Origin of the sequence: Morganella sp. GD04133 (genome assembly GCF_029835375.1) — a bacterium.
Classification (GTDB): Bacteria; Pseudomonadota; Gammaproteobacteria; order Enterobacterales; family Enterobacteriaceae; genus Morganella; species Morganella morganii_B.
On record NZ_JAODZS010000065.1, the window covers coordinates 1 to 7,824 of the forward strand.

Annotated in this window: 16 protein-coding genes; 4 read left to right on the forward strand and 12 right to left on the reverse strand. The window is 44.2% G+C overall.

Annotation, left to right across the window (positions count from 1 at the left end; genetic code table 11):
- Positions 1 to 64: 64 nt before the first annotated feature.
- Genes N7387_RS20530 through N7387_RS20555 form a run of 6 tightly spaced genes read right to left on the reverse strand, consistent with a single transcriptional unit; the run spans position 65 to position 2,408 of the window.
- The gene (locus tag N7387_RS20530; protein ID WP_070577943.1) at positions 65 to 337 is read right to left on the reverse strand and encodes a hypothetical protein; all 273 of its coding nucleotides are present in this window, start codon (positions 335 to 337) and stop codon (positions 65 to 67) included.
- A gap of 9 nt (positions 338 to 346) precedes the next feature.
- On the reverse strand, positions 347 to 499 hold the full coding sequence (locus N7387_RS20535) for a hypothetical protein (protein ID WP_162837892.1): 153 nt from the start codon (positions 497 to 499) through the stop codon (positions 347 to 349).
- Positions 500 to 539: 40 nt separating this feature from the next.
- On the reverse strand, positions 540 to 932 hold the full coding sequence (locus N7387_RS20540; RefSeq protein ID WP_279800860.1) for a hypothetical protein: 393 nt from the start codon (positions 930 to 932) through the stop codon (positions 540 to 542).
- Positions 933 to 948: 16 nt separating this feature from the next.
- A complete protein-coding gene (locus N7387_RS20545) occupies positions 949 to 1,188 on the reverse strand; it encodes a hypothetical protein (protein ID WP_279800861.1) in 240 nt (79 codons plus the stop codon).
- Between the two features lie 42 nt (positions 1,189 to 1,230).
- Complete coding sequence (locus N7387_RS20550) at positions 1,231 to 1,671, reverse strand: hypothetical protein (RefSeq protein ID WP_279800862.1); 441 nt, start codon at positions 1,669 to 1,671, stop codon at positions 1,231 to 1,233.
- A 41-nt stretch (positions 1,672 to 1,712) separates the two neighbouring features.
- Entirely contained in the window at positions 1,713 to 2,408 is a 696-nt protein-coding gene (locus N7387_RS20555; protein WP_279800863.1) for a hypothetical protein, read from the reverse strand.
- 242 nt (positions 2,409 to 2,650) lie between these two features.
- Here N7387_RS20555 and N7387_RS20560 point away from each other — a divergent pair, with 242 nt between their 5' ends.
- Positions 2,651 to 3,148, forward strand: a complete 498-nt coding sequence (locus N7387_RS20560; protein WP_279800864.1) for a hypothetical protein — start codon at positions 2,651 to 2,653, stop codon at positions 3,146 to 3,148.
- A 139-nt stretch (positions 3,149 to 3,287) separates the two neighbouring features.
- Complete coding sequence (locus N7387_RS20565; protein WP_279800865.1) at positions 3,288 to 3,497, forward strand: hypothetical protein; 210 nt, start codon at positions 3,288 to 3,290, stop codon at positions 3,495 to 3,497.
- Here N7387_RS20565 and N7387_RS20570 read toward each other — a convergent pair.
- Positions 3,491 to 3,691, reverse strand: coding sequence for a hypothetical protein (locus tag N7387_RS20570; protein ID WP_279800866.1), 201 nt, complete (start codon positions 3,689 to 3,691; stop codon positions 3,491 to 3,493). The two genes, N7387_RS20565 and N7387_RS20570, sit on opposite strands and share 7 nt — an antisense overlap.
- 49 nt (positions 3,692 to 3,740) lie before the next feature.
- Positions 3,741 to 3,956 carry a hypothetical protein gene (locus tag N7387_RS20575; RefSeq protein ID WP_279800867.1) on the reverse strand — a complete coding sequence of 72 codons (216 nt, stop codon included), beginning with the start codon at positions 3,954 to 3,956 and terminating at the stop codon, positions 3,741 to 3,743.
- Between the two features lie 655 nt (positions 3,957 to 4,611).
- Here N7387_RS20575 and N7387_RS20580 point away from each other — a divergent pair.
- A complete protein-coding gene (locus tag N7387_RS20580) occupies positions 4,612 to 4,812 on the forward strand; it encodes a hypothetical protein (RefSeq protein ID WP_279800868.1) in 201 nt (66 codons plus the stop codon).
- 266 nt (positions 4,813 to 5,078) lie between these two features.
- Here the strand turns inward: N7387_RS20580 and N7387_RS20585 are convergent, their stop codons facing one another.
- The 4 genes from N7387_RS20585 to N7387_RS20600 all read right to left on the reverse strand — a co-directional run bounded on the left by N7387_RS20585 (position 5,079) and on the right by N7387_RS20600 (position 7,463).
- Positions 5,079 to 5,480, reverse strand: a complete 402-nt coding sequence (locus N7387_RS20585) for a hypothetical protein (protein ID WP_279800869.1) — start codon at positions 5,478 to 5,480, stop codon at positions 5,079 to 5,081.
- A gap of 167 nt (positions 5,481 to 5,647) precedes the next feature.
- Entirely contained in the window at positions 5,648 to 6,067 is a 420-nt protein-coding gene (locus tag N7387_RS20590) for a hypothetical protein (protein WP_279800870.1), read from the reverse strand.
- Positions 6,068 to 6,142: 75 nt separating this feature from the next.
- Positions 6,143 to 6,724 (reverse strand): tetratricopeptide repeat protein, encoded by a 582-nt coding sequence (locus tag N7387_RS20595; RefSeq protein WP_279800871.1) that lies wholly within the window; start codon positions 6,722 to 6,724, stop codon positions 6,143 to 6,145.
- 85 nt (positions 6,725 to 6,809) lie between these two features.
- Positions 6,810 to 7,463, reverse strand: coding sequence for a LexA family transcriptional regulator (locus tag N7387_RS20600; protein WP_274371843.1), 654 nt, complete (start codon positions 7,461 to 7,463; stop codon positions 6,810 to 6,812).
- Positions 7,464 to 7,574: 111 nt separating this feature from the next.
- On the opposite strand from N7387_RS20600, the gene N7387_RS20605 reads away from it, so the two are divergent.
- On the forward strand, positions 7,575 to 7,784 hold the full coding sequence (locus N7387_RS20605) for a helix-turn-helix transcriptional regulator (protein ID WP_274371844.1): 210 nt from the start codon (positions 7,575 to 7,577) through the stop codon (positions 7,782 to 7,784).
- Positions 7,785 to 7,824 lie beyond the last annotated feature (40 nt).

A 7,824-nucleotide genomic window follows, 5' to 3' on the forward strand; every position in this document is an offset into this window, starting at 1 on the left:
ACATCCTGCCACGCCACATGCTCCAGCCGCCGCTCTTCCTGAGCATCCTGTGCTGCGTATGCGTTCATGCTGCGCTCCTCCCTGCCAGTTGTGCGATAACGTCCATGTCGAACCCTGCTTTCCGTAGCATGTCGACAATGTCAGCTGCATCCATGCGCTTTACCGTATCTTCCGTGATTACATCCCTGTAGCTTTCAACCAGTGCGATTACAGCCTCTGCACTTCCTGTGCTGATTCTGAGCTTGCTGGTTTCATCAAAGTGAAGTTCCTGTTCACGCTGTAATGTCACCCGGGAGTGACAGGAGTTGACGTATGTGATTGCAATATGTTGCTGCATAAATCCCCCTTACATCGCCGTCGGGATAACAGCTACGGCGGCGACAATTACAAGCGCTAAATACTCAACCCAGCGTGGAACGTGCTTATTCCGCTTGGCTTGAGGCGTGACAATACGCACCGCGCAGCCATCGAGCATTGCGCGACAAGGTTTAGTTTTCATGTTGTTTACCTGCTGATATCCCGAGGTGGGATAGGGTGGGTTACTTCTGTGTGAAAGAGAGCAGGGCGGTTATGTGGGCTTCTGCTGCTGCCTCCGTTAAGTGAATGAGTCCGCGCTCAATCCAGCAGTAAATTTCCTGATCAGAGCCCGTCCATACGTGAGGGCATGCACCGTATTCAAGAGTAATAACCCAATATCTATCCCCGACCTCCAGTGGTACCCGTGCAGGCTCCGGAACCTGATGCCCGTTAATGTCGATGAAGCGGGGCTTTAGCCGATATTCTTCTTCACGAATGAACGATGAGGAGAGACTCATTTCAATCCATCCGCATTCTTCACCGGCGTAAATCTCGAAGTGCTCATTCCACCAATAATCCGTCTTCGCTATCTCTGCCGCCTTAGCCATAAGATCAGCGTGTGGATGTCCTGACATTGTTATTTCTCCGTTATCAGATACCAAGCTTCCTGCTGATTGACTCCACGCTGACACCATGAAAATCACATACTTCATGAAAATCATAGTTACTGAGGCATTCACTAACCGCGTCAGCTTCATCTTCCGTAAGCAAGTCATCCCGGTAATCGTAAAATGCCGCGGCAGTCAGTCGACCACCCAGCACGTCCAAATCCTTTTCGATTTTCGGCTCCTTGCCGTCTTCATACTCAACTACGAATGTCATTACTCCCATATTTCCTCCTATGCACTTCCCTGTGCTACGTGATGTAAGTCATTATTCGCCAACAACATAATCTGAGAATGTTTTTCTCCATATGTGACCGCCTGTAACACCAAGCTGAACAGCCAGGCTAGCCATTGCTTCAAGCTTTGTTTCACCAAAGCCAGCCGGAGATTCCTGCAAATCAATAAAGTCCATCAGATGGGCGCACCATGACGAACCGTCAGCTTTAATATGAAGGCCAATAACTCCCGCATAATTATCAGCGTCGGCATCATTGCATTTCCACTTTTCAGCCAATTCATTAATGCGCTCTTTATTGGCTCCAAGTGCGCTGGCCTCAACCAGTAAATCCCATGCAGATTTTCTATCGTGCTGGTCAAGTGGCCATGAACATTTTGCAAAGTTAGAGTCGCGGATATCAGCAATAGAGTCACTTCCTGGCTTGTAAATCAGGTCGCCGTTTTCGTGTAAGTAATACCATCCAATATGCATAATATTTTCCTTTTTCCTTTCGTTATCCCCGCTGCGGGGTGTTAGTCTTCACCTTCGACATATTCCCAATTTTTGTTATACCCATACTCTTTCGGGTCTGTGTCTGGGTTGCGTAATTTGAAAGCAAACTCAGTCCACTTTCTTTTGTCGCTGTCAGATTGGTCGCGCCAAGAAGGAGCAATATCCTGCTCGACAAACTCACCGTTCTGCATGGTGTATCGTCCGCAATTGCTTCCGGTGTCCTCGTCTGCGTATTTCACAACGATTTTCTCTGCCGGAAAACGCTTTGACAGGGCGGTAATTACCGGTAGTGGATGTGACCAGGCGGTTTCAAACTCAACTGTTGTATCTGAGTGACTTTCTGCGTTCTGCCCGTATGCATTCCATTTCGTTCCCCAGCCACCTCTGGCGAATTCCATGCTGTTGTAAAACCCGTGGTTGCGCTTATTCCGCATCATCTGGACAAACTGCTCAAATTGCTCATCAGTCATTTCAAGGGCGGACGCTCTCAGGCGACCGACCATTTCCATCCTTGCCATCAACTCATGATCAGGAACCCTTTCCTTGCACATCAACTTTGCCGCGCTTTCTGCCTCGGTATAAATACCCATTCCCGGCAGAGTTAAATCTGGGTGGCGCGGAATTATTAATTCGAAATCAACCAGCCCATCAGCATTCAGCATTGCCTTAATAACTTCCGGGCTTGCTTCCACTACGTTTGTTACATGATTCGGCATTTTAAGCCCCTAATTAATCTAGCGTTATTAAAATTAGTCAGTATTGGTGATTGGCACAGCCACCTGACAAATGATGATCCGCTATGCGAAAGTGGCTTATGTCACGCCATCTTCTGCACCAATCCCAATACTGACTGGATGCCTGCTTTTAACCACATCAGGCGAGGTGGTCACATACATTCCCCAATGTAATGTAACTGTGTATAATTCAATCACCCCCAATGTAATTAAAGGATTGAATTATGCCTATTGGCACCTCATACCAGGCGCTAAAAGATATTGGCTCTCTGGGTAAAAAAATATTTACCAAGAAAGTAGATGATGAAGTTAGAAAGCAAATTCAGGAAATTATTGATAAATCATCTGAATTATATGACCGAATTGTGTTTCTTGAGGATGAAAGACAATCTAACAGAGAGCTTATTTCTGACCTCCAAAAGAAACTCCTGAACATTAAAAAGTTTGCACGTGAGTTTAAAAAATATAAGCCACAAAAACTCGTTACGGGTACGCTTGTTTATTCGTATGACTCCGTTTCTTATAAAGACAAGCCCCCTCATGACATATGTACAAAGTGCGTAAGAGATTCTGTAATATCTGAGCTTCAGCCAAGTGCGGACTATGACGGAAAGTCTAAAAATATTGCCTTTACTTGCTTTCATTGTGGCAGCAACTTCCTTTATGACAAAAAAGTGGATTGGGTTAAATACATAACTCCCGAGCTATTAAGCAAGATCTAACTCACCATAGCCCACTCACCGAATGGGCTGTGATTAGTTGCCTGATTATTTATCCTCATCAGGCGGCTGAGGTTCTCCTGTACCCCTACATGAGAAATCAGATACACTCTAATCACCCCTACAGTGAAATGGAGTATTTATGACTTTTAATGTTTTTAAGGGTGGCAGAGACGCAGAGTCAGTTGCCTACGATTTAGCTCTGGCGCTGGCATCTAAAGACCCAGGCGTTAAATCGCCACAGGATATGATTAAAATGGTTGCGGAGTTACTTCCGGCATGTCGTGACGTTGCAGAGAAAACAAGAAAGGATGAAACACCAAAACCTTTCACCATACCCGACAATTACTGACTATCCACCAGAGAAGCAAGGGCGGTCTTAAGTGCCGCTCTTTGATACCTGACCGTCTCCCAATAGTCAGCTTCCATTTGCGCTGCAAAGTGTGATCTAACTGCTGCCAGCGCAGCATCAGCCGCCAAAATCACAATATTTCCGCTTTGAAGTGATGGCGGGTTAGAGCAGCCATCTTCGTTATTTTCCTTCATACCTACCTCTCTGTTATGTTAATTAATTTACGATCATTGGCATCTGCGCTCACCGGCGAGAATCACAATCACGCCTAAGATCAATCACAGCCTGCTTATTAAACGACATGTCTTCCTCGGTTCCGATATCACAATCACACTCATCACATGTGTGAAATTTGGTATTGACTAAGTGCTTCTCGGACTTATATTCGATTTCAACTTCTTCCTGTCTTGGGTGAAGCCATCCCTCACCGCACACAGGGCATAATTCCTTATCTTTCATTGTCACTCCTGTTATCTGCGCTCACACAACCGGCTATGCTCTGGCTGTGATACCGAATTCCGTTTTTGGTTTTGACTGATGCCGCGTTGTTGAATACACAGCGGCAGTGCTTAAACAGCAGTTGTCTGATGAGTCGTAAACCTGCGTACTGCGTACCGATACAGCTTTATCAACCCTACCAATGCGCTTATTACTGAGGGATAGAACGGTGCGCTTAACTTTCTCTTCCTGTTCACCGTGTACTACTGCTTTCAGTTCTGCATTAACAGCATACTCAGCCTGTAACTCTGCTCTACGCTCTGATCTGCGATTTCTGGCGCAGTTATATCCGCGAAAACTCATATTCACCTCCGGTTATCTGATGAATAAAGTGCGTGAATCACACTGTATTCAGTAGATAACTGTAAAGTCGCGCATTTTTCAGCGCAGTCTGTTAAAGAGCTAAGTCCGTTTATCTTTGGCTCCGTGCCGTTGATGTGTTTAATGTATACGTAAAGTAGACGATAGTAAATACTAAATGTAGACAATTTAAGTGTGATTATGTCAACTATTTGTATTTTAAGACAATTTATTTTCAAAAAATCGTCACGATTGGACGCAGATCACAATGACGCGGTCAATAAATCGCCATTATGTCGAAAATATAGGGGGATTTATGACCGAAGAAGAGCAACGAGAGCACTATGAGAAGGTAATGGGGATTGTCGGCAAGGTGGTGATGTACACACTGAATAGCCGTGGTGATGTCATTTGCCGGGATGATTTGATAGACGAACTAAGGCAGCACAAGAAGGAAGCGCCGACGAAGGAAATCAAGGCGTTACTGAATGATGCGATAAAGATGGTTGAGAGATAGGCACAAAAAAAGCCCTCGCGGGGAGGGCTCGGTTTAGGACTCTATTTTCCTAAATCCTGTTCTATCTCAGAGAAAAACAAAGATTCATCTAAAGCTTCGCGAGGTTTTTGTTGATCATCTTTTTTCATATTTACCTCCAGCCAGCATTCTTTGCGCTACTCTTATGTAGTATATCATAGATATTAGAGTAAAAAACATACGGCTGTAGGCGCCAAAATTTCAAATTTACTTTTATCCACACCCTAAAACGTGTCGTCAGGCTACTGTTATCTAAGACGCAGGAGCATCATCAGAGCCGATGCGTTCTTAATCGCACTGTCGTAGCTGCCATCTGAATTTAGTTCAGCTATCGACTCCATATACTGATTTATCCGTTTATCCATTTCATTGGCTTGCTTTTCTGGCATCCGGCGACGCAATGCTGACAGGATTTCTTGTGGAAAGAGAGAGCCGCAGACGATAGATGTCACCTGTGGTTTTCTCCCTGATTTCAGACGCTCAATATGCTCCTCAAGGATTACCAGCATCGGCTCTGCCACTGCATTAAACTCTTTGCGCCGGTCGTTACGTCTGTTCGAATAAACACCAATGAAGTATGATGCAATTATTGCAACGATTGATATAATCCTTTCAGTATTTGCAATAACCCACTTAACTATTTCATCCACTATCGAGGTTCCTATGCAGAACTTAGAAGCTAAAATTATCGAACTGGAAAAGGCCAATGCAGTCTTAACCACGCAGTGCGGCACCCTTGCTGCTGTGTGCGTCGCGCTTATCATAGTTATGCTTATAACTGCATACCGGTTAAGGTAAGTCTAATACCCCTGCTGGTTTAGCTCTTTGTAGGCGTTGCCGATTTGTAGTTGATGATATAAGTCCCGGGTTTAATGAGACAGTCCTCAACAAGCGGTGCTATAACGATCCCAGAATCATCCAGATCTGCGAGTCCTGCTTGCGGAGCATTACTCATTACTCTCACCTCTACAGCGGCATCAGGATATCCGACCTCCGCCCCATACTCCTTAGCCTTTTGCAATGCATTTTGATACGCAACGGTTGACCCGTTATTTTTATAAACCATTGCCTTAGCCATGTATATTTCTGCGCTAATGGCGTTGCGACAGTTTTCTCTTAGTTCGCTTTTGGCGTAATCGTAATCTGCTGATTGTTGAATTGTTTCAGATTTCTTGTCTCGATGGTTAGAGACATAAATAATAAAAATAAGAACAATGACCCAAAATATTTTTTTCATGGCTAATTGCCTATGGATGCGTATTTTCGACCTAGTAACCTTGCTGGTTTAGCTTTGCGTGGGCTTAATGGGTTATTAGTATCCCTCAAGGTGAAGCCGTTTGTATTCCGTGCAACCCTGTTGCATGCCATTATCGCAAGCCATTCCAAAGTATTCCTTTGCCACGGAATAGCTATGTCTTACTCCGTCACCTTTTGCGTACATTAACCCCAAATTATACTGAGCCATTGGCTCACCTTTGTTAGCCGCAGAAGTGAATAATTTACTGGCTGTGTGATAACTTTGTTTTACACCAACGCCCTGGAGATACATTAGCCCCATAATGGCCTCAGCTTCCTGAATCCCTTTTTTTGATGCTGGTAGAAGTAATTCTGCTGCTTTATTGTAATCCTGCTTAATGCCATCATTACCGTAGTAATACATGTGACCTAAAATTGTTTGAGATAGGGGGTCTCCTTGTTTAGCAGCCAGAGTGAACCATACTTCTGCTTTCACCGGATCTTTCTTAACTCCATCACCAACGTAGTATCTTCGACCAAGAGATGATTGTGCAACCATATCACCCTTTGTGGCGCTGGCTTCCAAATCAGATATATGATCTGCAAAAGACAAAGGCGACAGCACCAGAAGACCAAAAAGAATAAACTTGAATTTCATCAAACCTCCGAATGTTATCACTAATCTCTATCGCCCTTGATTGTACAAATATTTAAAAAAGCAATAGAGCGACTAGCACACGATATCAAAAGGTATCATCCGGCCACTGTGACTTAACCACTTTCCCCACTATCTGGCAGTTACCATTGATGGGGATCATCTCAAATTTCGGATTTAATGGCTCAAGGTATTCCATCTCACCCTCTCTGATTAATCGTTTAAATGTGAATTCATCGTTAAGCATGCGTGCTACACAGAAATCACCAAATTTAACATCTTGCTCTGGGTCGATAAGTATCAGCATCCCCTCAGGGAAGCTTGGGCGAGCACCTTGCGGCGCAGTCATTGAGTGCCCCTCCACCTCCAGCCAAAATGCGCTATTGCTGGCTTTTTTTGCTGTTGATATCCATTCTAATGCGTCACGCTCAGTGTATGAATTACCATTCTCAGTAAAGCATCCTGCCTGTATTTTTGTAAAAAGAGGATATAAGTAAATTGGGTCATACTTAATAATGTCTTCCTCATTAACTGTAATGGATCCATCTGGGTTAATTACTGGGTTTCTAACGCCGACATACGCAAGAATCCCAGCTATATCCTGCAATGATGGCTCTCTCTTACCGGTCATCCAATGCCCTACAGCACCTTTCGAAACAGAAAAGTGCTCCGCTAAATCTTCATATGTTAAGCCCTTGTCTCTCATCAGAGACTTGGCCAGGTCGTTCCATTTAGTTTTCATAGTCTAATTATACGTTGCGTATACAAAAAAGTAGACAGACAAAATGTATACTTTGCGTTGATTAAATAACTACTTTATGTATACTATCCAATGAACAAACAGGAGGTTCGGATGAATAACTTAAGTCGATACCGTAAAGAGCTGGGATTAACTCAGTCTGATTTAGCGATAGCACTTGGTTGCACAAAGGGAAACATCAGTCATTACGAGAATGGTAGACGTAAAGCTGATTTGAACATGTGCAGAAATCTTGTCGCTTTTTTTAATAAAAATGGGGCGTCCATCTCAATTGATGACCTGTTCCCACCAAAAGCAGCATAAAGGCCGCCGCTCTTTAACATCCCTGCGCTGAAAAACGCGC

Bases quoted from the DNA above. Each gene is read 5' to 3' on its own strand.
- N7387_RS20530 (WP_070577943.1), bottom strand. From the start codon at position 337: ATGCAGCAACATATTGCAATCACATACGTCAACTCCTGTCACTCCCGG.
- N7387_RS20535 (WP_162837892.1), bottom strand. From the start codon at position 499: ATGAAAACTAAACCTTGTCGCGCAATGCTCGATGGCTGCGCGGTGCGT.
- N7387_RS20540 (WP_279800860.1), bottom strand. From the start codon at position 932: ATGTCAGGACATCCACACGCTGATCTTATGGCTAAGGCGGCAGAGATA.
- N7387_RS20545 (WP_279800861.1), bottom strand. From the start codon at position 1,188: ATGGGAGTAATGACATTCGTAGTTGAGTATGAAGACGGCAAGGAGCCG.
- N7387_RS20550 (WP_279800862.1), bottom strand. From the start codon at position 1,671: ATGCATATTGGATGGTATTACTTACACGAAAACGGCGACCTGATTTAC.
- N7387_RS20555 (WP_279800863.1), bottom strand. From the start codon at position 2,408: ATGCCGAATCATGTAACAAACGTAGTGGAAGCAAGCCCGGAAGTTATT.
- N7387_RS20560 (WP_279800864.1), top strand. From the start codon at position 2,651: ATGCCTATTGGCACCTCATACCAGGCGCTAAAAGATATTGGCTCTCTG.
- N7387_RS20565 (WP_279800865.1), top strand. From the start codon at position 3,288: ATGACTTTTAATGTTTTTAAGGGTGGCAGAGACGCAGAGTCAGTTGCC.
- N7387_RS20570 (WP_279800866.1), bottom strand. From the start codon at position 3,691: ATGAAGGAAAATAACGAAGATGGCTGCTCTAACCCGCCATCACTTCAA.
- N7387_RS20575 (WP_279800867.1), bottom strand. From the start codon at position 3,956: ATGAAAGATAAGGAATTATGCCCTGTGTGCGGTGAGGGATGGCTTCAC.
- N7387_RS20580 (WP_279800868.1), top strand. From the start codon at position 4,612: ATGACCGAAGAAGAGCAACGAGAGCACTATGAGAAGGTAATGGGGATT.
- N7387_RS20590 (WP_279800870.1), bottom strand. From the start codon at position 6,067: ATGAAAAAAATATTTTGGGTCATTGTTCTTATTTTTATTATTTATGTC.
- N7387_RS20595 (WP_279800871.1), bottom strand. From the start codon at position 6,724: ATGAAATTCAAGTTTATTCTTTTTGGTCTTCTGGTGCTGTCGCCTTTG.
- N7387_RS20600 (WP_274371843.1), bottom strand. From the start codon at position 7,463: ATGAAAACTAAATGGAACGACCTGGCCAAGTCTCTGATGAGAGACAAG.
- N7387_RS20605 (WP_274371844.1), top strand. From the start codon at position 7,575: ATGAATAACTTAAGTCGATACCGTAAAGAGCTGGGATTAACTCAGTCT.